Raw genomic sequence first — 20,839 nt, 5'->3', positions numbered from 1 at the left:
AACCATGAGCGATGGCCGCCTCTACGATGGCTTCCTGCCCGGACGCCATCAGATCGATGCCTACGGCAATGGCGGCTTTCGCTTCGCGGACATGTCCCATCGCGGTTCGATCCTCGCTCTGCCCTCGGGAATCAGGGCCTGGCCCATCGGCTCCGTTGCGGAGCTGAGCGACGAGGTGCTTGAACCGATCTTCGCCGAGGCCGAGGAGATCGAATTGCTGCTCCTCGGCACAGGTGTCGATGTCGCCGCCATTCCTGGTGCTTTCCGTGAGCGCTTCCGCGAGGCGAAGATCGGCCTCGACGTGATGCAGACCGGGGCAGCCGCGCGCACCTACAATATCCTCCTGGCGGAAAACCGTAAGGTTGCCGCTGCCCTCATTGCCGTACCTTGAGATGGCCGATCCCCGATCAAACTTCGCCCATTGCGAGGCGCTCGTACGCGAGGCCGACCCCGACCGGTACTTTGCGAACCTCATCGCGCCTACGGAGAAGCGGCCCTATCTTTTCGCGCTCCATGCTTTCAATTTCGAGATCGCCCGCGTTCGCGAAACCGTGCGTGAGCCCATGCTCGGCGAAATCCGCCTGCAATGGTGGCGCGATGCGCTGCAGGGCGAGGCGAGGGGTGATGTGCGGGCCAATCCCGTCGCCGCCGCGCTCGATGATGCCATCGTCAAGTTCAGACTGCCCCGGCAATCGCTCGTCGATCTGATCGATGCCCGCATGTTCGATCTCTACGACGATCCCATGCCGAGCCTGAACGACCTCGAAGGCTATTGCGGCGAAACCTCGTCGAGCCTGATCCAGCTCTCCAGCATCATCCTCGCCGACGGCAAGGATCCCGGCACGGCGGATGCCGCGGGCCATGCGGGCGTGGCCTATGCCATCACCGGCCTGCTGCGCGCTTTCCCGATCCATGCTCGCCAGGGGCAGCTCTACATCCCCGCCGACATTCTGGCGCGTCATGGGGTCGTGCGTGAGGATATCGTCTCCGGACGTGGCGGGCCGGGCCTCAAGAGCGCTCTAGCCGACATGCGCGCCATCGCGCGCCGCCATCTCGATCAGGCGAGAACCCTGCGCCCCACGATTTCGTCCGCGGCCGAGCCTGCCTTCTGCCAGCTTGCACTGGTCGAGCCCTATCTGAAGGCGATGGAGAAGCGTGACTACGACCCGCTGCATACGCCCGTGGATATCCCGCACTGGCGGAAGATCTGGGCACTCTGGCGCGGGCCGTTTTAGAGAGAGCGCTGCTTTTGGGGCCTCCATTAACGTCATCCCCGGGCTTGACCCGGGGATCCACGCCCTCTAACGGCCGAAAGACGTGGATGGCCGGATCAAGTCCGGCCCTGACGATGTGGAAGGCGCAAAGCCCTGGGCGATGTAGGTTTACTCCGCAGCCGCCGGCATGGTGGCCGCAGCCAGCCACATCGCGAGATCGGCGCGGGCGCGGTCCGTAAGCATCTTCTTTTTCGCAAGCGCCTTGGCCGAGCCGCGCAGGCGCTTGCCGTCTTCCGCCTTCGGCGCGCGGTCGAGCGGCGGGAAGAGGCCGAAGTTCACGTTCATGGGCTGGAACGAGCGCGGACCCTCGTCGATGGTCTCGATGTGCCCTCCCGTGATGTGGTTGATGAGCGCGCCGAGACCCGTCGTGTGCGGCAGGGGCTGGATCGGGTGACCTAGCCGCTCGGCTGCCGCGAAGCGGCCGGTCATGAGGCCCACTGCTGCGCTCTCCACATAGCCCTCACAGCCGGTGATCTGGCCGGCAAAGCGCAGGCGCGGCATCGCCTTCAGGCGCAGCGTCGGATCCAGCAGCTTCGGCGAATTGAGATAGGTGTTGCGGTGGATGCCGCCGAGCCGCGCGAACTCGGCGTTCTCCAGGCCCGGGATCATGCGGAGGATGCCGGTCTGCGCGCCGTATTTCAGCTTGGTCTGGAAACCCACCATGTTGAACAGCGTGCCGAGCGCATTGTCCTGGCGCAGCTGCACGATGGCATAGGGCTTCACGTCGGGATTGCGCGGATCGGTGAGACCGACGGGCTTCATGGGACCGTGGCGCAGGGTTTCGCGACCGCGCTCGGCCATGACCTCGATGGGCAGGCAGCCGTCGAAATAGGGGGTGTTGGCCTCCCATTCCTTGAACTCGGTCTTGTCGCCCTCTATCAGCGCATCCACGAAGGCGTCGTACTGCTCCTTGGTCATGGGGCAGTTGATGTAGTCCTTGCCCGTGCCGCCGGGGCCGACCTTGTCGTAGCGCGACTGGAACCACGCGATGTCCATGTTGATGGACTCGCGATAGACGATGGGCGCGATGGCGTCGAAGAAGGCAAGCGACGTTTCGCCCGTGAGCTTGAGGATCGCCTCTGCCAGCGCGGGCGAGGTGAGCGGGCCGGTGGCGATGATGACGGAGGACCATTCCTCCGGCGGAATGCCGGTGATTTCGCCGCGCTCGATGGTGACGAGAGGGTGCGCTTCAAGCGCGGCCGTTACGGCATCGGAGAAGCCGTCGCGGTCCACCGCCAGCGCGCCGCCTGCGGGCACCTGATTGGCATCGCCCTTGGCCATGATGAGGGAGCCGAGGGTGCGCATCTCCTGATGCAGCAGCCCGACCGCGTTCGTTTCCGCATCGTCCGAGCGGAAGGAGTTGGAACAGACGAGCTCTGCCAGGCCTTGCGTCTTGTGCGCGTCGGTGCCGCGCACGGGGCGCATCTCGTGGAGGATGACGGGAACGCCGGCCTGCGCGATCTGCCAGCTGGCTTCGGAGCCTGCGAGGCCGCCGCCGATGACGTGAATGGGTTCGATCTTGCTCATGGTCATTCTCCTGGGCGGTCTTGTTGACTCCCATGGGAGCCTTGGTCAAGCTGAGCCGGTTGCCTTGAAAAAGGTCTGAAGCACGATGCAATCTCAGCGACCGGTGGTCCTTATTACAGGCGGCAGCCGCGGCATAGGTGCGGCGATAGCGCAGCTCGCGGCATCCCGTGGCTATGATGTGGCCATCACCTATCGTTCTGAAAGTGCAGCCGCCGAGGAGATCGTCGAAATCTGCCGGGCTGCGGGTGCAGAGGCGCTGCCCTTCCAGGGCGACGTTGCCGTCGAGGCGGATGTGCTGCGCCTCTTCGACGAAGCGGAGGAGCGGCTCGGCCCGCTTTCCCATGTGGTAAACAATGCCGGCGTTACGGGAAAGTCAGGCAAGCTCGCCGAGACTTCCGCCGAGACGCTGCGCGAATGCATCGACATCAACGTGACGGGCGCTCTCTTCGTGGCGCGAGAGGCGGCACGGCGCCTGTCGCGGAGCCGAGGTGGCGCAGGCGGGTCCATCGTCAACATCTCGTCCGTCGCCGCGCATCTCGGAAGCCCGAACGAATATGTCTGGTACGCCGCCTCGAAGGGAGCCGTCGACTCCCTCACCATCGGACTGGCGCGGGAGCTGGCGACGGATGGCGTCCGCGTGAACGCCGTCTCGCCGGGCATGACCGACACGGACATCCACGAGCGCAGTACCCGGGATCCGGGGCGGCTGGAGCGCCTGAAGCCCTTCATTCCCATGCGGCGGATCGGTGAGCCCCAGGAAATCGCGGAAGCGGTGCTGTTCCTGATGTCGGATGCCGCCTCCTACATCACCGGGGCCATTCTGCCGGTTCCAGGCGGGCGCTAGAGCATCGGACGAGAAAAGTGGACTTGCACTTTTGAGATCAATCCGATGCTCGCTTCATAGAGCGGCGCATCGTTGTTTGCGGAAAACCGGATCGACTTTTCACCGACGTGGGCCTTCGGGTCGCTGACGCGGTCCCCGGTTCCGCACGGTCCGCTAGAGTTGAAAAGGAAAAAGCCCGCTGGAAGCGGGCTAGACCTTTGCTGCGGTGCAGCTCATTTTTACGCGACGGCGTGCTCGCGGGCGATGCTCTCGATCTGGAAGCGGGAGATGCCGAGATCGTCGAGCTCGCGGTCCGAAAGCAGGGAGAGCTCGCGGACGGTTTCGCGATAACGCATATAAGCGCGGACTTTAGAGAGGATGTAGGACACGAACATTGGAAGCTCCTATCAGTTGCCGACCCCCTATGGTCGGCGGCCTTTGTTCTTGCTGTGTGCGATGCAGCATATATGCCTGTGCGGCGCAAAAGAGGAGCGGTAATAATGTAGGTCAGTTATGCTTTAGTAGCATAGCAAGTTAAGGCCAAGTTAATGGACCTGAGCGCCAGGAATGGCCCCAGGAGAGGTGCCGAGAACCTCGGTCCGTGTGCGGGGGAGCGCCTGGGGATAGGTTTCCCGCAGCCAAGCTATGAGCTTTTCGCGGACCTCGTTGCGGAGATCCGATGAGGCGCCCGAGGAGGCGGCGCTCATGAGACCCCGGATCTCAAGCGTGCTTTCCTTGGCATCGGTGACATGCAGCACGCCGACCTGACCGTCCCAGAGCTTAGAGCCTCTCAGGATCTCCATGAACTTGGCCCGGACCTCGTCGATAGGCGTCGCGTAGTCCAGGTACCAGAACACCGAGCCGAGGATGGAGCTCGATTGCCGGGTCCAGTTCTGGAAAGGCTTTTCCATGAAGTAGGAGAGGGGTACGACCATGCGACGCCAATCCCAGAGGCGGAGCACCACATAAGTGGTCTGAATCTCTTCAACGGTGCCGAATTCGCCCTCCAGCAGCACCTCGTCGCCCAGCCGGATCGGCTGCGCAATGGCAAGCTGCACGCCCGCGATGAGGTTAGAGAGGACCGGCCGGGCGGCCAGGCCGACTGCCAAACCCGCGACACCGGCGGAGGCGAAAAGGCTCACGCCGTATTGCCGCACCGAGGGGATCGTCATGAGGATCGCGGAGAGGGTGAGAAAGCCGAGGCCGAGCACGATCGTCCGGCGCAGCAGGCGCACCTGGGTCAGCAGCTTGCGGCTCAGCACGCTGTCCTCGGAGCCTTTCAAGGCACGGCGGAGATAGATCTCCGAGGCCGTGTTGACGATGGTGATCGCGCTCCAGCCAAGGAAAATGATGAAGCCGAAGAGCAGCCCCCACTCGATCAGATTATAGCTCGCTCCGCGCCGTGGCAGAGCCTGGATCACGACACCAAGGCCAAGCACCAGCATGCCGAGCCTCGTGGGTGGGCCGATCCTGCGCAGCAGCTTGCGCCCGAACTCCGCCAGCCTCCCTCGCAACGCCAACCTCAAAGCATTGAGGAGGAGGGAATGAAGAAAGAGAAGGAGAAGGGTTGCGACAGCGAGAAAAGCGAGGGTGACCAACCAATTCGGCCACAAGCTCTGCCATCGCTCGAGAGCGTTGGTGAGAGAGATCGTGATGTCCTGCATGGGAACGCAACGCCAAGCGGGACGACGTGTTCCCCAAAAGAAAAGCCCCGGCTAGCGCATCGTCTGTTGCGGAAAAGTGGACCCGGTTTTCCGCAACAGACGATGCGCTGACTGAGAAAAATGAGCATCGGACCCAAAAGTGAGATCCACTTTTGGGTCCGATGCTATTGGGCCAGGGCTTAAGGCATGAACATGCCGTCGCGTTCAGAGGACGTAGAAATCGTACTTCGTAACCGGCAGCCACGCTTTCAGCTGGGCGACCTTGACGGCGCCGTAGCCGCCATAGCCGTCCTGGTCATAGAGCAGGGCGCCCGTTTCCTTGTTGTAGATGATACGGTCCGTCGAATCCGCGGCGGCTCTGCCGACCCGGAACGCCGCGCCGGAGAGCCAGCCATTCGGCCCGACGCGGGTGAAGATTGCATTGTCGAGCATGATCGTATCGTCGGCGGGGGTGAAATCCGTGATCGTATCGACGTTGTAGATCGAGGCGGTGGAGTCGAAGACGAAGTAGTCGCGTCCAGTGCTGCCAGTCAACGTATCGATATCAAGGCCGCCACTCAGATAATCGCTGCCGGATCCACCGTTCACCAAGTCACGGCCGGTCCCGCCATAGAGATCGTCATCTCCGATAAGACCGTAGAGCTTGTCGTTGCCGGCATCGCCGAAAAGGGTGTCATGGCCACCATAGGAGTAGATGAGGTCATTCCCATAACCGCCGCGGATCACATCCGCATAGTCGTTGCCGTAGAAGGTGTCATGGCCGCGGTTGAGAGCGACATACCAATCGTAGGCGTACAAGTCTTCAACCGTCGTATATAGGTTGAGATTCTTGATCGACAGAACGGCGTTGCCGTAATTCTCGTAGAGCAGGTCGTCGATGACGATGTCGTACCCGTTGCTGGCATACCAGACGCTATACGCGTCAATCAGGGAGCTGCCGAACACATCGAAATCGGCAACGAAGCCATCGTCATAGGTCATGACCGTTTCGATATAAGGATTGGCGCTGACGAAGGACCAGCCGGACGGATTGGTGCCCGACATGTTGAAGCCAACACCGGCGGCATTGAACGCTTGAAAGATAGCCATGGCGGCGCATCCCCACTGAGTAACTTAATAACCTCAGCTTACACGAGTGAATCTGAATTTAAGCTGCACAGTTTCGCGAAAGGCTCGACAGCGTTAATGTTTCGTAACCGACGAGAGGATGTTGCAGTATGAACAGGTATTCATAAAGACACCGAGAGTATTGTGTTCCTCTACTACTGAAAGAATAGGGAACAGGAATTTAGGGTGCGCGTTCTCACTTCACATTATAGTTAAGTGGAGATGAAACCATGAAGAAGATCGCGCTTGGCGCGGCCCTTCTGCTGTTGAGCAGCACGGCTTACGCGCAGACGACAACGAACTCGAATACCTCCTCGTCCTCGACCTCCGACACCCAGATGATGCTGCCCAAAAAGCAGCAATCAGGCGACAGGGAGCAGGCGACCGGCAGCACGACGACCCGGTCTTCACAGTCGTCTCAGTCCGACGTGACGACCCGCGAGCAGGGCAGCACGCGTGTCGGCGTGGGCGTTGAAACCCGCGAGCGCACGGGCGTGTCGGTGCGCTCCCGTACCGTGCGCGAGGTTGAAGAGCCGAGCGTCTCCGTCACCCGCCGTCGCAGCGTGACGGCCATTGAAGAGCCGGATACCGAGGTTCGCCGCACGGTGATCAAGAAGAAGCCTTCCAGCAAGAAGGTGGCGGTGAAGAAGAAGACCAACAAGGTTGCGGTGAAGAAGCGCCGCTATCAGGTTGTCGATGAGCCGGTGGAGGTTCGTCGCCGCACGGTGCGCCGCTACGAGGAAGTGAACGAGCCGAGCGTGTCCGTGAACCGCCGTACGACGGTTCGCACCCGCGATACGTCGCCGGATGTCGGCGTCTCGGTTGAACAGCGCCGCAGTTCCACCCGCACCTCGACCGACGTGAACACCTCGAACTCGCCGTCGACGACCGGCTCGGTCTCGACGCGAGGCACCTCGAGCGGCAACACGTCGTCCGAGAGGAGCAATGCGACGACGTCCACCAAGAAGCTGCCGATCCCGCAGCAGGGGGGCTCGTCTTCCGAGGGCAATACGCAGGGCAGCAGCTCGACGCAGCAGTAAGCGTTTCTTTCGCGTAAAGAAAGGGGCCGGAAATCGGCCCCTTTTGTTTTGATCGCGCCAAAAAGATCAATGATGGGCGTCACTCAGTGTATTCAAAGCACATCTTTCGTATTGACCAGTTCAATACTGTCGATCTGTTGCACCCTGCCGCAGCACAATTCAGCAATAGACAAAATCGGAACCGCAGCCGATAAACGGTCTTATCCTTCCCAGTTTGATATCGGAGTTCGACTGATGAAGAAGCTTCTGTTGGCAATGAGCGTGGCGCTTCTGGCGGCCACGTCTTTTTCCGGCGCGGCTGACGCCCGCCCCGGAAAAAGCAAAGGGTACGCCTATGGCCATTACAAGAATGGCAAGGCTCAGGCTTATGTCGTGAGGCGGCGCAATAACAATGCTGCTATCGCGGCGGGTGTAACGGGTGCCATTGTCGGCGGCGTTCTCGGCGCGACAGCCCGCCCGACCTATCGCACGTATGAGCCGTCCTACCGCTATTACGAAGCTCCGAGACGGAGCTATTACCGCGAAGAGTATTACGATTACGGGTACTGATCCGGAAACAAACAGGGCGCCTTCTGGCGCCCTTTCATTAGGACGGGAGAGGCTAGCGCATCGTGCGGACTCGAAGGGCCGCGTCAGTGAAAAGTGAACCCGGTTTTTCCGCTCTAGACGATGCGCTGCTTCAAGAAGGAAGCATCGGACGAGAAAAGTGGAGTCCACTTTTCTCGTCCGATGCTCTAGCGCCCGATCCCGTCCACGGCGATGACCGCGCGCAGTGGTCCGTATTCCGTCTGCTTTCTCACGTCCATCTGAATGCGCCCGCTCGCGTGGCTCGTCACGCTGTCGGATGTACGGCTGCGGGATGAACCGACGATGGTCTCCGCCCGGACACGGCCGCTGATGCGCACGCAAGTGTCCGAATTCTGAAGCTGCGCGAACCCGGGCGGGCAGGGCGAAGCTGCCAGGGCAGAGCCGCCCATCGCCATTAAGGCAGCAGAGAGGGTCAGAAGCGTGCGGTTCATGGGCTCCCAGTGTAGCGCTTGGGAGCCCGCAGGAAAAGGACGATTACCGACGGCCAGAGCCGCTGCGGCGGTCGTAGGATTCAGCGACTCCGCTGCGGTCGACCTCCACATGGAACTGCTCGACTTGAGGACTCTCATCCTGGATTGCGCCAATGCGATAGCGGTAGGCCATTTCTCCTCCGAGCCAGCCGCTGAAGAGCAGCAGCAGGGTTTGAAGGGCTGAGAGCCAGAGGCCCCAACCCTGAGCGCCCGCTGCGGGATCGTCCAGACGAACGCCGACATTCACAAGGGCGACGCCGACGACCACCAGGTTCGCGATCATGTGCGTCCAGGAGATCCAGAGGTTGCGCACCCGATCGATGCTCACGAAGTCGATGAGGCCAGGGATCGCTGCGACCAGAGCGGTGACGATGCCTGCGATCAGCAACCAATAGGAGGCCTCGGCCCAGAAGGGATTGCTTGTGCTTGCAAAGGCGATGTCGGTCCCTAAAGCACCGATCAGAAAGGCAACCGGAAAGACGACGAGCATGTGGTGGAGCGGATGCCCGGCAATGGCGGCCGTGCTCTCGACTCCATGGCGGTGATAGCGGCCCATGAGACCCTCCCGACGAAACAATATGAAGGAGAATGCCGCCACCTGGGCTTCGTTCCGGGCCCGATCCTCTCATGCCTTAACATTATTCAGGACAGGGCTGGACATCCGAAGGCTTATCGAAGATAGCAAGGATAAATATTCCCTTTGGGTAAGGGTTGCGCAAGAGCTCCTTTACTACTGCAGCAGATTAGCCGAGCTCTCTTGCCGCCGTTTCGATGACCCTAGACCCAGCCACTCTCAATGTTGCCTTTATCCTGCTTGCGGTTGTTCTCGGCTGCCTATTGCTGTTTGCCTGGATCATCAATCGAAGTGTCCGGGCACTCTCGTTGTGGGGAGCCGCTTTTTGTCTCATCGCGCTGGGCTTCGGCGTCGCGAACCTGGGCAGGACGGCCGGTTCCTACCCTGCCTTGCTGCTAGGCAATGTCCTGGGGTTGCTGTCTTACATAAGTCTTTACGCCGGCTGCAGAGCCTTCAACAGCCGTACGGGATTCGTCCCTTTCATGATGACGGGTGTCGTGCTTTGGGTCGCGGCTTTCCCATTCATCTATGACAAGCCTGAATACCGGCTGATCCTGGTTGCGCTGACAACCGGTGCTTATTCCCTTGCCTGCGCGTGGGAGCTGGGGCGCCATGCCGTGCAGCCTCTTGCCTCCCAGCGTTTCGCCATTGCCCTCCTGTGCCTGCTGGCGTTTTTCAATTTCATGCGAGGCGGCCTTGCGATCTCGCTGACCTCGATTGCGTGGATCGATGCTTTCGCCCACCGCTGGTCCTCCGAAATGGCCCTGTTCCTGGTGGTTTATACTCCGACCCTGGCGTTCATCTTCCTGTCCATGGCCAAGGAAAGCGTGGAGCTGGGCTATAAGCGTGCGGCCTTCATCGATCCTTTGACGGGCGTCCCCAACCGACGCGCCTTCATGCAAAACGCGGCCCGGCTTGTCGGGGCCACGGGCGGCAAGTCGGTCAGCTGCCTTGTCTTCGATTTGGACAACTTCAAAAGCATCAACGATTGCTACGGCCATGATGTGGGCGACGATATCCTCGTCCTCTTCGGGCAGATCCTGGCCAAGCATCTTCCGAACCAATCCTTTGGCCGATTGGGCGGTGAGGAGTTCGCGGCCATCCTGCCGATGGAGATGGAGGAGGCCACAAAGCTCGCCGAAGCCGTGAGGTCTGCCTTCTCCAAAGCCGGCAAGACCATGCTCGGCCCTCAGACACAAGTGACCGTCAGTGTGGGATGCTCCGCATCAGCCAGCGCAACCACAGAGGCTCTGCTTCAGGAGGCGGACCTTGCCCTCTACAGGGCGAAGGATCACGGCAGGAACGTCGTCATCTCAGCCTTTTCCTTGACCAATCCTCAATAGCCTTCAGGTGCTTCTCCGGCGGCAGCCATCGTCCCGTGTGGGCTGATCCTCGCAACCCTGAGCAGCCTTTGAGGAAGATGTCCTGCCGCATCTGCAGCGGGAGTTGAGGCGAGAGCTTCAGCTCTGGCGTGCGCTGAAGGGTTGTGCGCTGTTGCATCGATGACGCGGTTGTCAAAAACGCATCAGCCTTGGATCCAAACAGGCTTGAGGAAGGGACGTTGAGAGCGGGAGCAGCTTCGCAGTTGTCCTGTTTTGTGCCAGTGTCCCGGCTTCTTCAACGGGGGTTGAACAATGACAACATCAATGATGGGTGCGGGGTCGGAGAAAGGTCCTATCGACGTTCTGAATGTCAGCGAGACTTGGAAGAAGCGCTTTCGCATCATCGAGAAGGCCGGGAATATCGGGGCCTTTGGTTACAGGAACGGTTCCCAGCTCGATTTGAGCGAGAGATTCAGTGTCGGCTTCAGTGTCCTCGCCTTCTTCTTCGGGCCTTTCTATTACTTCTTCAAAGGCATGCACCAGAAGGGATTCGTCCTTCTCGGTTCCGGCTTCCTCTTTTCGTTTGTGTTTGCCCTCGTCGAGATCCTGATCAACAAGACGCTGCCGCCTTTCCTCTATTACATTCCAACGGCCGCCCTGTGCGCGTCGCTCGCCTCTTACGATTACTACATGTTCAAGGTGAAGCTGGTGACGATGTGGGAGCCGTTCAGGCCCTTCCGGCAGGTTTGGGTCGCTGCGACCTTTGCACTGGCTTGTCTCGTTCTGCCGATCGCAACTCTGACGCTTGGCGAGAAGGCACTGAGCAATTTCCAGATGGGCAGCATCTCTTTCGACGGCATTCTGCCTGGCGGCGATCTTCAGGCTGAGTTCAGTGGTGTATGGCGAGATGATGAGGGCACCATCGTAGAGATTTCTCTCGATAATGAGGTGAAGCAGATCACGATTGCACAGCAGACCGTACAGGTGCAGATCAGGAAAGTGGAAAAGGCAGACCGCACCATCCTCATGAAGCCGGATACGGCAAACCAGGTTTGGACACTGCGGCAGTTGGGTGATGGCGAACGCTCATCTCTGAACCTGTCCATCAACGACCGGTTCGAGGGCTATTTGACCTTCGTCAGACCACTCTAAAGTGATGGCGCTCTTCCAAACCAACGGCCGTGAGAGCGGCCGTTGTCTTTTGGATTGTCTTTTGGCTGCAGATTTACCGCCGGGCCGTAACGACAAGCGCCCGCATGCGGTTCTCAAAGCTCCCTTCACCGAACCGTTCCGTGAGGGTTTGCGTCACCTTGTCCGTGACTTCGTTGAGACGGCCCGGCGCACGGGCTTCGATCTCTCCGCGCAACGGCGTTCCCTGGGTCAGGCCTATGGCGACGTGGCGCGCAGAGGTGGCATGGCTCACCTTGTCGACAGGCTCGATGGTGACGTTTTCGAACCCCGCCAACTGAAGTTCGCCCTCGATGCGGTCCTCGTCGAAATAGCCGAAGGGCGTTCGCTCGATGAACCGGGGCGGGTCCTCGGGGAACATTTCAATCGCTTGGTCGGACACGACCTTGCTCGTCAGGTTCGCGTCCAGACTGTCCCAGACATTGAACAGAAAGCGCCCCCCGGGCTTGAGCACGCGCAGCGCTTCCCGATAGGCCGCAGGCTTGTCGGGAAAGAACATGACGCCGAACTGGCACACAACGGCATCGAAGGAGCTATCCTCGAAGGGGAGCGTCTGCGCGTCCGTCTGGCACCAGGTCACATTCGACGCGTGGAGCTTGGTCTGCGCCAGATCAAGCATCGCCTGATTGAGATCGGTCGCGACAATCTCGATTTCGGGCGGCAGGACTTTCACCATGGCGCGGGTGACAATGCCCGTTCCCGTCGCCGTCTCCAGAACTCTGCCGGAAGTGACACCCTCAAGCCGCGCGGTCAGGTCTTCGGCAAAGGGTTCAAAAAGAAGGGGACCGAGATAATGCTCGTAAATGGCAGGGATCGAGCCGGCAAAGGCTGCATCGGTGGCGCTCATGGTCTCCTCCACCGCAAAAAAGCGCGCCATCATCCTGCCGATGGCACGGGCGGGCAATAGTCTCAAAAGGGTAGGATGTCGGCTTTGATTGCCTGGCAATCCTGAGGAGATCGAAGGCGGACTGTGCCCGGATACACCTGAAAAGCCGTGGTGTGGCAGAGCAGGACGTGCTCTCCTATGCGGAGCCGGCAGCGTCGAGAGTGGGACAGGACACGAGCTAGAGCATCGTGTGGAAAAGTGGACCCGGTTTTCCGCACCGAACGATGCTCTGCTTGAAAGAGGAAGCATCGGATGGGTCCCAGAAGCGGATTCCACTTTTCACGTCCGGTGCTTCAGGAGGAGAGCATGGCAGCGATTTTGCAGCTTCCAGGCTGGCTCGGCGGCATTCTAGCCATGCTCGCCACCATCGCCGCCTCGGTTCTTCCTTTCGTCCTAGTCCGCGGTTGGCTGAGCGACGAACTGACGACCCGGACACGCGATGTCGTCGAAACGGTCGCCGTTCGCATCGGCACCGTCCATGGCCTCATCCTTGCTCTTGTCTTCGCGGAGGCGCAGTCGGCCCATACGAGTCTGCAGCAGGACGTCTCGAAGGAAGTAGCGACCATCGAGCACATCGCGCTGCAGCTGGATCAATGGAACGGGTCCGAGGAGGATGCGCTCCGCCAGCAGCTCGCAGCCTACATCGCGGCCGTGCTGCAAAGCGAATGGCAGCCCTCCACCCGCCTGAGCGGCAGCAGGGAAGCAGCGCGGGCCTATAACAATCTCGACGCCGGCATCCTCAACCTGAAAGCCGAAACCCCACAGCAGCAATCCCTTCGCGGCCGCATGATCGCGAACATGGACGACCTCCAGGACCACCGCAAGGCGCGGTTGTCGCTGTTCCATCGTGGCCTGCCCAGCCTGTTCTGGTGGATGGCCCTGACGGGCTTCGGCATTATCGCCGGGTGCTTCCTTGTGTTCCCGGTCACTCCCGTGCACATCGTCATTCTCTCCATCTACGGAGCCTATACGGGACTTGCGCTCTATTTCATCCTGGCCTTGAGCCATCCCTATGCAGGCCCGGCCGCTATCGATACATCGGCTTATACGATGGTGCTGAAAGATGAGCTGAAGACACCCTAGCGTCGTGCGTTTAGAACGTGGTTCCGGATCTCTGTACCAAACGATACGGGGAGTGGAGCACAGGTGATCCGAAAAGTGGTTTCCACTTTTCTCGTCCGATGCTCTAGCACTCGTGTCTTCCTACGGCAGGAAAGGCAGCAGCCATGTGGAAAGACCGGCGAATTCTTGATCTCGTGGGAATCGAGATTCCAATCATTCAGGCCCCCATGGCCGGGGCCAACTTGTCCGACATGGTCATCGCCGTCTCGGAAGCCGGAGGTCTCGGTTCGCTGCCTTGCGCGCTGCTGAGCCACGACAAGGCCCGGGAAGAACTGTCCAGGATCCGGCAGAAAACCTCGAAGCCAATCAACGTCAATTTCTTCTGCCACCGATCGCCGGCTTTCGATGCGGAGCGGGAAGCTGCGTGGAAACAGCGCCTGAAGGATTATTATCTGGAGTTCGGGCTCGACCCGGACATGCCGACGCCACCCTCGACCCGTGCCCCTTTCGACGAGACTTTCCTGAGCCTCGTGGAGGAGTTCAGGCCGGAGGTCGTGAGCTTCCATTTCGGGCTGCCGCAGCAGAGCCTGCTGAAGCGTGTGAAGGATACGGGTGCCAAAGTGCTGTCATCCGCAACGACGGTCGACGAAGCGCGCTGGCTCGAGGGCGAGGGGTGTGATGCCATCATTGCGCAAGGCTTCGAAGCCGGCGGCCATCGTGGCATCTTTCTGACCGACGACCTCTCGACGCAGGTCGGCACCATGGCGCTGGTGCCACAGGTGGCTGACGCAGTGAAGGTGCCCATCATTGCTGCGGGCGGAATTGCCGATGCGCGCGGCGTCGTCGCGGCCTTTGCCCTGGGGGCATCGGCGGTGCAGATCGGAACGGCCTATCTGTTCACCCCGGAAGCCACGATATCGCCGGTCCACAGGCAGGCGCTCCGGAATGCCAAGGACAACCAGACGGCGCTGACCAACCTTTTCACCGGGCGTCCCGCACGAGGCATCGTGAACCGGATCATGCGCGAGGCAGGCCCGATTTCTCAGCTTGCTCCGGCGTTCCCGCTCGCTGGCGGTGCACTTGCACCTCTGCGTCAGAAATCCGAGCCGCTCGGGTCGGGCGACTTCATGCCTCTCTGGTCAGGCCAAGCGGCGCGGCTGAGCCGCGAGCTTCCTGCTGGCGAGCTCACGAAGCGTCTGGCGCAGGAAGTCCTGGTAAGCCTCTCGTCGCGCTGAGGCTGCAGCAGGCTTGCTCCGCCGACTGACATGTCACCATTACTGCCTGTACCGCCTGTGCAACCGGCATTTGGCTACCTCTCCGTGTGCACTATCGCGCCTGACGTCTCCTTGTCGAACAGGCATGGGTCTTGGGCGGATCTGCGATGTCGTTGGAACACAAGGATCTTTTCAGATCAGGATCCGCGATAGAGAATTTTGCCCATTCTGCTTGAAAGGGGATCCGCCCGCCTACCTAAGCTTTAGCGTGATTTAATAACGTCACGCGTCAAAGCCAGAAAGAGGTCAAGATGGCGTTTTCACTTCAACAGGCAATGGACGAGTTCTTCGACAATTCAGGCGGGGGAGGCGTTTGGTATGGAGGCACGAACTTGGTGCAGGGCCCCATCGCGGGCGGAACCCGGTCCGAGCCCAAGGCGCCGGCATCGTCCGGACACACTTCGTCGCCTGGATCGACGATCCACAACCCGCTGCCTCCGAAGGACAGCTATCGGCATGACATCGATTTCATCCGCGGCGGCTCGGCGGGGAGCACGGTTCATTACGCCAATGGCGATTACGGCTACCTTGGGGGCGAGCGCGGCTGGATCTATGCCCGTGAGCTGTGCTCCGACGGCTATCCGGCCAACGGGGTCTACCTCATCAAGGTCGGCGGCCGGTCTGTCGTCGAATGGCACGAACTGCCGTTCTCCTGCCCCTGATCGGGCAAGGGTCCGAAGTGTCGGCAGCGATGCTGGGATGATTGTCGCGAGCCTCTGTGGATATCAGGCTGCAGGGGCTCGCAGGATGTTCCAAACGCTCTTTGCCGAAACAGAACGCCAGCAAGGCCTTCGCGTTACTCCGCCGCCTCCTGACGCGTGACCTTCTTGGCCTTTTTCGTTGCCTCCTTGCCGGAAGATTCTTTCTTCAGAGGTCTGCGCTCCAGCACTTCCTTGAGGAAGCGGCCGGTGTGGCTTTCCTTGGACCTGGCGATGTCCTCCGGCGTGCCCTGCGCCACGATCTGGCCGCCGCCGCTGCCGCCTTCGGGGCCCATGTCGATCACCCAGTCGGCGGTCTTGATGACCTCGAGGTTGTGCTCGATCACCACGACCGTGTTGCCCTGGTCCACCAGCTCGTGCAGCACCTCAAGGAGCTTCGCGACATCGTGGAAGTGCAGGCCCGTGGTGGGCTCGTCGAGGATGTAGAGCGTGCGGCCGGTCGCGCGCTTGGAGAGCTCCTTCGAGAGCTTCACGCGCTGCGCCTCACCGCCGGAGAGCGTGGTGGCCTGCTGGCCCACATGCACGTAATCGAGACCGACGCGGGCGAGCGTCTGCATCTTCTCGCGGATCGAGGGCACGGCCTTGAAGAGGTCGCGGGCTTCCTCCACCGTCATGTCGAGAACGTCGGCGATGGACTTGTCGCGATACTTCACCTCCAGCGTCTCGCGGTCGTAGCGCTTGCCCTTGCACACGTCGCAGGTGACGTAGACGTCGGGCAGGAAGTGCATCTCGATCTTGATCACGCCGTCGCCCGAGCAGGCCTCGCAGCGTCCGCCCTTCACGTTGAAGGAGAAGCGTCCCGCCTGATAGCCGCGCGCCTTCGCCTCGGGGAGCCCTGCGAACCACTCACGGATCGGCGTGAAGGCGCCGACATAAGTCGCCGGGTTCGAGCGCGGCGTGCGGCCGATGGGCGATTGATCGATGTCGATGACCTTGTCGAGATGTTCCAGGCCCTCGATGCGCTCATGCGGAGCCGGGTGCTCCAGCGCGCCATTGAGCTTGCGCGCCACCGCCTTGTAGAGCGTGTCGATGACGAGCGTGGACTTGCCTCCGCCGGAGACGCCGGTAATGCAGGTAAAGGTGCCGAGCGGGATTTCTGCCGTCACATCTTTAAGATTGTTGCCTTTCGCGCCCACGACTTTCAGCATGCGCTTCGGATCGCGCTTGCGCCGCTGCGCGGGCACCTTCACGGACATCTCGCCCGTGAGATACTTGCCCGTCAGCGATTTCGAGTTCGCCATGATCTCGTCAGGCGTGCCTTCGGCGACGATCTTGCCGCCGTGGATGCCGGCGCCGGGACCGATATCGAACACGTAATCGGCGTGGAGGATCGCGTCTTCGTCATGCTCCACCACGATCACAGTGTTGCCGAGATCGCGCAGGCGCTTGAGGGTCACGAGCAGGCGCTCGTTGTCGCGCTGGTGCAGGCCGATGGAGGGCTCGTCGAGCACGTAGAGAACACCGGTCAGTCCTGAGCCGATTTGCGAGGCGAGACGAATGCGTTGGCTCTCGCCGCCGGAGAGCGTGCCGGAGGAGCGGGCAAGCGTCAGGTATTCCAGGCCCACATCGACGAGGAAGGTGAGGCGATCCCGGATCTCCTTGAGAATACGGCCCGCGATGTCGTTCTGCTTCTTATTGAGCTTCTTCGACAGGCCGCCGAACCACTCATGCGCGTCTTTCACGGAAAGCGCCGTGGCGTCGCCAATGTCGAAGTCGGCGATCTTTACTGCAAGAGCCTCGGGCTTCAGGCGCTTGCCGCCGCACTCTTCGCAAGGCGTCTCGCTCATGAAGCGGCCGATCTCCTCGCGGGCCCAGTCGCTCTCGGTTTCCTTGTAGCGGCGCTCCAGGTTCGGGATCACGCCCTCGAAGGGCTTCCTCACCTCATAGGCGCGAAGCCCGTCGTCATAGGCCATGCGGATGGACTCGCCATCCGAGCCGTAAAGAATGACGTCCTGCACCTTTTCCGGAAGCTCCGTCCAGGGCTTCGTCATGGAAGCCTTGTAGTGCTTGGTGATCGCTTCGAGCGTCTGGCCGTAATAGGGCGAGGTGGATTTTGCCCAGGGCATGATGGCGCCGCGCTTCAACGAGAGCGTTTCGTCCACCACGAGCGCGGGATCGATGCGCATCTCGTGGCCGATGCCGCCGCAGGTGGGGCAGGCGCCGAAGGGATTGTTGAACGAGAACAGGCGCGGCTCGATCTCGGGAATCGTGAAGCCGGAGACCGGGCAAGCGAACTTGGAGGAGAAGACGATGCGCTTCGGCTGTCCCTTGTCGTCCTTCTCGTCCGCATATTCGATGACGGCGATGCCGTCGGTCAGCTCGAGCGCGGTTTCGAAGGATTCCGACAGACGTGCGGCGATGTCGGCGCGCACCACGATACGGTCCACCACCACGTCGATGTCGTGCTTGAACTTCTTGTCGAGGGCAGGGGCCTCGTCGATGGCGTAGTACTCACCGTCGATCTTCAGGCGCTGGAAGCCCTTCTTCTGGAACTCGGCGATCTCCTTGCGGTACTCGCCCTTGCGGCCGCGCACCACGGGGGCCAGCAGGTAGAGGCGGGTCTTCTCCGGCAGCTCCAGCACCCGGTCCACCATCTGGCTGACCGTCTGGCTTTCGATGGGCAGGCCCGTTGCGGGGGAGTAGGGAATGCCGACACGCGCCCAGAGCAGGCGCATGTAGTCGTAGATTTCGGTGACCGTGCCCACGGTCGAGCGCGGGTTCTTCGAGGTGGTCTTCTGTTCGATGGAGATGGCAGGCGAGAGGCCGTCGATCTGGTCCACATCCGGCTTCTGCATCATCTCCAGGAACTGGCGGGCGTAAGCGGAGAGGGATTCCACATAGCGCCGCTGCCCCTCGGCATAGATCGTGTCGAAGGCGAGCGATGATTTTCCTGAGCCCGACAGCCCCGTGAACACCACGAATTTATCGCGCGGTACCATGAGGTCGACGTTCTTGAGATTGTGCTCCCGCGCGCCGCGCACGGAGATCACGCGCGCATTCGGATCGCCCGCCTTGGCGCGGTTGAACAGATCGTCGAGTTTAGCCATGGCTTAAGCGAGCCTTCAAAAGGAGGGGACCGGCCCTGTGCGGCCGGCTCCCGATATGTGATGTCGCACCAGCCGATGCAATGCGGCGGATGATTCCAGGTCTCAAATCCTAGAACAAAGAGGGTACGAAGGGCAATGACAATGGACATGCGCAAATTAAAAGTTATGTTATTTAAGAACATTAGGCCTAGAGATTCTTATGCCTCGTCGGTCCGAAAGCTCCAGTTCAAAGAGAAACCCGCATGCCTTACTTCGTCTATGATCAGTCCATTACGCCTCCAGCGAACGCTTCAGAGGCCCTTTTAATCCAAGCATTTGACTATGCATTCCTTACAGGCAGCGCAACTTTAAATTTATCTTCCGCTGCCTACACATCTTATAATGGCATTGTTCTTATGGGTAACAACAATATCGAGATCGGCAGCACGATTTTTACGCAATCCGCAGGCATTATATGTAATGCGGATTCCAGTATTACGCTGACACCGTCGGCGACTCTTCACAGCGTTAGTCAGCCGGCCATTCATCTTCAGGGCAGCGGCAACAAGGTCATTAACGACGGGCTCATCAGCGCGGTCGGAACTGCTGTAGTAGCATCTGTAGAGGGACTCAACACCCTCACCAATGCGGGCACGATCCGGGCGGGCACCATTGTGGCTGCTGCAGACCGCCTGAAGATCATCAATACAGGTACTATGATTGCCGATGGGACAGCTGTTTTTGGTGGAACCGGGAATGATGAAATTGTTAATTCAGGCTTGATCCAGAGCAATGGCCTTCTTCCTGTCGCGTTAAGTCTCGGCGGCGGAGAGGATATTTATCATGGAGAAGCAGGCCTCATCATCGGCGAGGTCCGGCTGGGGAATGGGAATGACAAAGCCTATGGCGGGTCCGGATCCGAAACTTTCCGCGGTGATGCAGGAGATGATTATCTTGATGGCGGCGCAGGTATCGATACGGCGCTTTACAGCACAAGCGAGGCTGTCACAGTCGATCTTCGCAATACAGGCTGGCAGCTGACAAGTGCGGCCACCGGATCTGATCGGCTCATCAACATCGAGAATGTGACGAGTTTTGGAGCCGCGGGTGACACTCTCATCGGCAGCAATGCGGATAATGTGCTGACGAGCAACGGAGGTAACGATATCCTCGAGGGAGGGCTTGGGGACGATATTCTTGACGGTGGCAACGACGAGGATACGGCCCGCTACACCGGCAGCGCCGCTGCCGTTGTGAGCCTGGAGCTGCAAGGCCAAGGGCAGGATACGCACGGCTATGGTTTCGATACGCTGATCGGGATCGAGAACCTATTCGGCGGGTCAGGCAACGACATCTTCACCGGAGACAACAACGCGAACAGGTTGAGCGGCAATGCCGGCAACGATGTCCTGAATCAGAAAGAGAATGACGGCAACGACGTTCTCGACGGCGGCAGCGGCATCGACACCGTGAGCTTCTCCGGTTCGGCAGGGGCCACGATCAGTCTCGCGCTCACCTCTGCCCAGACCACCGCCTATGGCTCCGATATCCTGATCGGCATCGAGAACCTCTCCGGCGGCGCAGGCCACGACCGTTTCATCGGCAACACGCTCGCCAACACGCTCAGGGGCAATGCCGGCAACAACACGCTCGACGGCGGCTATGGCAAGGACGTGCTCACAGGCGGGGCGGGCAACGACACCTTCGTGTTCAGGGACCGGCTCGGCAGCGCCAACGTTGACACGATCACCGACTACAACAGAACCTATGACTCGCTCCAGCTCGACAACCGCTACATGAGCAAGCTGGGAGCAGCCGGCCGCCTGAGCAGCGCAAAGTTCGTGCTCGGCAGCGCGGCGAAGGATGCCGATGATCACCTGATCTACGACAAGGCCAAGGGCTGTCTCTACTACGATGCCGACGGCTCGGGCGCGGCCGCGAAGGTGCTGATCGCCCAGTTCACCAACAAGGCCGCTCTCACCTACTCGGAGTTCACCATCATCTGATGAGACATAAGACGGATGAAGAAAGAGCCGCGTCGAGCGGCCCTCCATAATGCAGTCAGGGAGCGGTTTTCGACATTATCTGATCCAAATCGCTCCCGTGTCACATTGATATTCGAAGAAGAGCGGCATTTTCTCGGAGGGCGGGCGAACAAGCGGTGCGGCCTAAAACTGGGGACAGGTCTGTGCAGAACCCTGCCCATGGCTTGTCCTGCCTTTCCTCCAGATCCACAACAGCCCTCACGTGAACAGGAGTGGGCCCGATGGCAGGCAGTGTGAACAAGGTGATATT

Annotated in this window: 19 protein-coding genes; 11 read left to right on the top strand and 8 right to left on the bottom strand. The window is 60.5% G+C overall.

The features are described 5' to 3' along the window. Window positions 1-4 precede the first annotated feature (4 nt). Window positions 5-391: an Mth938-like domain-containing protein gene (locus tag AA309_RS24160; RefSeq protein WP_047191587.1), complete on the top strand. Its 387-nt coding sequence runs from the start codon at window positions 5-7 to the stop codon at window positions 389-391. 1 nt (window position 392) lies between these two features. Continuing rightward, window positions 393-1,235 carry a phytoene/squalene synthase family protein gene (locus AA309_RS24155; RefSeq protein WP_047191586.1) on the top strand — a complete coding sequence of 281 codons (843 nt, stop codon included), beginning with the start codon at window positions 393-395 and terminating at the stop codon, window positions 1,233-1,235. Window positions 1,236-1,382: 147 nt separating this feature from the next. Here the strand turns inward: AA309_RS24155 and trmFO are convergent, their stop codons facing one another. Further along, window positions 1,383-2,801 (bottom strand): methylenetetrahydrofolate--tRNA-(uracil(54)-C(5))-methyltransferase (FADH(2)-oxidizing) TrmFO, encoded by a 1,419-nt coding sequence (trmFO, locus tag AA309_RS24150; protein WP_047191585.1) that lies wholly within the window; start codon window positions 2,799-2,801, stop codon window positions 1,383-1,385. 85 nt (window positions 2,802-2,886) lie between these two features. On the opposite strand from trmFO, the gene AA309_RS24145 reads away from it, so the two are divergent. Then, window positions 2,887-3,645: a glucose 1-dehydrogenase gene (locus AA309_RS24145; protein WP_047191584.1), complete on the top strand. Its 759-nt coding sequence runs from the start codon at window positions 2,887-2,889 to the stop codon at window positions 3,643-3,645. Between the two features lie 218 nt (window positions 3,646-3,863). On the opposite strand, the gene AA309_RS33485 is transcribed toward AA309_RS24145, so the two are convergent. The 3 genes from AA309_RS33485 to AA309_RS24135 all read right to left on the bottom strand — a co-directional run bounded on the left by AA309_RS33485 (window position 3,864) and on the right by AA309_RS24135 (window position 6,377). Then, the gene (locus tag AA309_RS33485) at window positions 3,864-4,019 is read right to left on the bottom strand and encodes a DUF1127 domain-containing protein (RefSeq protein ID WP_084731585.1); all 156 of its coding nucleotides are present in this window, start codon (window positions 4,017-4,019) and stop codon (window positions 3,864-3,866) included. Window positions 4,020-4,169: 150 nt separating this feature from the next. Further along, window positions 4,170-5,288 (bottom strand): mechanosensitive ion channel family protein, encoded by a 1,119-nt coding sequence (locus tag AA309_RS24140; RefSeq protein WP_047191583.1) that lies wholly within the window; start codon window positions 5,286-5,288, stop codon window positions 4,170-4,172. 204 nt (window positions 5,289-5,492) lie between these two features. Further along, window positions 5,493-6,377 carry a calcium-binding protein gene (locus AA309_RS24135; RefSeq protein WP_052954961.1) on the bottom strand — a complete coding sequence of 295 codons (885 nt, stop codon included), beginning with the start codon at window positions 6,375-6,377 and terminating at the stop codon, window positions 5,493-5,495. A gap of 248 nt (window positions 6,378-6,625) precedes the next feature. On the opposite strand from AA309_RS24135, the gene AA309_RS24130 reads away from it, so the two are divergent. Next, the gene (locus AA309_RS24130) at window positions 6,626-7,435 is read left to right on the top strand and encodes a hypothetical protein (protein WP_047191582.1); all 810 of its coding nucleotides are present in this window, start codon (window positions 6,626-6,628) and stop codon (window positions 7,433-7,435) included. Between the two features lie 234 nt (window positions 7,436-7,669). Continuing rightward, entirely contained in the window at window positions 7,670-7,984 is a 315-nt protein-coding gene (locus tag AA309_RS24125) for a hypothetical protein (RefSeq protein ID WP_047191581.1), read from the top strand. A gap of 185 nt (window positions 7,985-8,169) precedes the next feature. Here the strand turns inward: AA309_RS24125 and AA309_RS24120 are convergent, their stop codons facing one another. Further along, complete coding sequence (locus tag AA309_RS24120; RefSeq protein ID WP_047191580.1) at window positions 8,170-8,454, bottom strand: porin; 285 nt, start codon at window positions 8,452-8,454, stop codon at window positions 8,170-8,172. Window positions 8,455-8,497: 43 nt separating this feature from the next. Next, window positions 8,498-9,049 (bottom strand): DUF2231 domain-containing protein, encoded by a 552-nt coding sequence (locus tag AA309_RS24115; protein ID WP_052954960.1) that lies wholly within the window; start codon window positions 9,047-9,049, stop codon window positions 8,498-8,500. 500 nt (window positions 9,050-9,549) lie between these two features. Here AA309_RS24115 and AA309_RS32460 point away from each other — a divergent pair, with 500 nt between their 5' ends. Next, on the top strand, window positions 9,550-10,410 hold the full coding sequence (locus tag AA309_RS32460) for a GGDEF domain-containing protein (RefSeq protein ID WP_160310539.1): 861 nt from the start codon (window positions 9,550-9,552) through the stop codon (window positions 10,408-10,410). Between the two features lie 291 nt (window positions 10,411-10,701). Next, window positions 10,702-11,541 carry a DUF2628 domain-containing protein gene (locus AA309_RS24105; RefSeq protein WP_084731583.1) on the top strand — a complete coding sequence of 280 codons (840 nt, stop codon included), beginning with the start codon at window positions 10,702-10,704 and terminating at the stop codon, window positions 11,539-11,541. A 73-nt stretch (window positions 11,542-11,614) separates the two neighbouring features. Here the strand turns inward: AA309_RS24105 and AA309_RS24100 are convergent, their stop codons facing one another. Continuing rightward, on the bottom strand, window positions 11,615-12,424 hold the full coding sequence (locus AA309_RS24100) for a class I SAM-dependent methyltransferase (protein WP_047191607.1): 810 nt from the start codon (window positions 12,422-12,424) through the stop codon (window positions 11,615-11,617). Window positions 12,425-12,769: 345 nt separating this feature from the next. Between AA309_RS24100 and AA309_RS24095 the strand changes: the two genes are divergently transcribed. The 3 genes from AA309_RS24095 to AA309_RS24085 all read left to right on the top strand — a co-directional run bounded on the left by AA309_RS24095 (window position 12,770) and on the right by AA309_RS24085 (window position 15,461). Beyond that, the gene (locus AA309_RS24095) at window positions 12,770-13,546 is read left to right on the top strand and encodes a bestrophin-like domain (RefSeq protein ID WP_047191578.1); all 777 of its coding nucleotides are present in this window, start codon (window positions 12,770-12,772) and stop codon (window positions 13,544-13,546) included. A 143-nt stretch (window positions 13,547-13,689) separates the two neighbouring features. Further along, window positions 13,690-14,760, top strand: a complete 1,071-nt coding sequence (locus AA309_RS24090) for an NAD(P)H-dependent flavin oxidoreductase (RefSeq protein WP_047191577.1) — start codon at window positions 13,690-13,692, stop codon at window positions 14,758-14,760. Window positions 14,761-15,050: 290 nt separating this feature from the next. Next, complete coding sequence (locus AA309_RS24085; RefSeq protein ID WP_150117726.1) at window positions 15,051-15,461, top strand: hypothetical protein; 411 nt, start codon at window positions 15,051-15,053, stop codon at window positions 15,459-15,461. 134 nt (window positions 15,462-15,595) lie between these two features. Here AA309_RS24085 and uvrA read toward each other — a convergent pair whose 3' ends face one another. Further along, a complete protein-coding gene (gene uvrA, locus AA309_RS24080) occupies window positions 15,596-18,565 on the bottom strand; it encodes an excinuclease ABC subunit UvrA (RefSeq protein WP_047191575.1) in 2,970 nt (989 codons plus the stop codon). Window positions 18,566-18,960: 395 nt separating this feature from the next. Here uvrA and AA309_RS32455 point away from each other — a divergent pair, with 395 nt between their 5' ends. Beyond that, window positions 18,961-20,550: a calcium-binding protein gene (locus AA309_RS32455; RefSeq protein WP_052954958.1), complete on the top strand. Its 1,590-nt coding sequence runs from the start codon at window positions 18,961-18,963 to the stop codon at window positions 20,548-20,550. The last annotated feature ends 289 nt before the right edge of the window (window positions 20,551-20,839 follow it).

The sequence above is a fragment of the Microvirga vignae genome (assembly GCF_001017175.1).
In the GTDB taxonomy this organism is placed as follows: Bacteria; Pseudomonadota; Alphaproteobacteria; order Rhizobiales; family Beijerinckiaceae; genus Microvirga; species Microvirga vignae.
The sequence above is the reverse complement of the archived record's forward strand: the minus strand, read 5'-3'. Positions and strand labels throughout refer to the sequence as shown.

What these genes read in the sequence shown, in the direction of transcription:
- AA309_RS24160 (WP_047191587.1), top strand. Translation starts at nt 5, where the DNA reads ATGAGCGATGGCCGCCTCTACGATGGCTTCCTGCCCGGACGCCATCAG.
- AA309_RS24155 (WP_047191586.1), top strand. Translation starts at nt 393, where the DNA reads ATGGCCGATCCCCGATCAAACTTCGCCCATTGCGAGGCGCTCGTACGC.
- trmFO (WP_047191585.1), bottom strand. Translation starts at nt 2,801, where the DNA reads ATGAGCAAGATCGAACCCATTCACGTCATCGGCGGCGGCCTCGCAGGC.
- AA309_RS24145 (WP_047191584.1), top strand. Translation starts at nt 2,887, where the DNA reads ATGCAATCTCAGCGACCGGTGGTCCTTATTACAGGCGGCAGCCGCGGC.
- AA309_RS33485 (WP_084731585.1), bottom strand. Translation starts at nt 4,019, where the DNA reads ATGTTCGTGTCCTACATCCTCTCTAAAGTCCGCGCTTATATGCGTTAT.
- AA309_RS24140 (WP_047191583.1), bottom strand. Translation starts at nt 5,288, where the DNA reads ATGCAGGACATCACGATCTCTCTCACCAACGCTCTCGAGCGATGGCAG.
- AA309_RS24135 (WP_052954961.1), bottom strand. Translation starts at nt 6,377, where the DNA reads ATGGCTATCTTTCAAGCGTTCAATGCCGCCGGTGTTGGCTTCAACATG.
- AA309_RS24130 (WP_047191582.1), top strand. Translation starts at nt 6,626, where the DNA reads ATGAAGAAGATCGCGCTTGGCGCGGCCCTTCTGCTGTTGAGCAGCACG.
- AA309_RS24125 (WP_047191581.1), top strand. Translation starts at nt 7,670, where the DNA reads ATGAAGAAGCTTCTGTTGGCAATGAGCGTGGCGCTTCTGGCGGCCACG.
- AA309_RS24120 (WP_047191580.1), bottom strand. Translation starts at nt 8,454, where the DNA reads ATGAACCGCACGCTTCTGACCCTCTCTGCTGCCTTAATGGCGATGGGC.
- AA309_RS24115 (WP_052954960.1), bottom strand. Translation starts at nt 9,049, where the DNA reads ATGGGCCGCTATCACCGCCATGGAGTCGAGAGCACGGCCGCCATTGCC.
- AA309_RS32460 (WP_160310539.1), top strand. Translation starts at nt 9,550, where the DNA reads ATGATGACGGGTGTCGTGCTTTGGGTCGCGGCTTTCCCATTCATCTAT.
- AA309_RS24105 (WP_084731583.1), top strand. Translation starts at nt 10,702, where the DNA reads ATGACAACATCAATGATGGGTGCGGGGTCGGAGAAAGGTCCTATCGAC.
- AA309_RS24100 (WP_047191607.1), bottom strand. Translation starts at nt 12,424, where the DNA reads ATGAGCGCCACCGATGCAGCCTTTGCCGGCTCGATCCCTGCCATTTAC.
- AA309_RS24095 (WP_047191578.1), top strand. Translation starts at nt 12,770, where the DNA reads ATGGCAGCGATTTTGCAGCTTCCAGGCTGGCTCGGCGGCATTCTAGCC.
- AA309_RS24090 (WP_047191577.1), top strand. Translation starts at nt 13,690, where the DNA reads ATGTGGAAAGACCGGCGAATTCTTGATCTCGTGGGAATCGAGATTCCA.
- AA309_RS24085 (WP_150117726.1), top strand. Translation starts at nt 15,051, where the DNA reads ATGGCGTTTTCACTTCAACAGGCAATGGACGAGTTCTTCGACAATTCA.
- uvrA (WP_047191575.1), bottom strand. Translation starts at nt 18,565, where the DNA reads ATGGCTAAACTCGACGATCTGTTCAACCGCGCCAAGGCGGGCGATCCG.
- AA309_RS32455 (WP_052954958.1), top strand. Translation starts at nt 18,961, where the DNA reads ATGGGTAACAACAATATCGAGATCGGCAGCACGATTTTTACGCAATCC.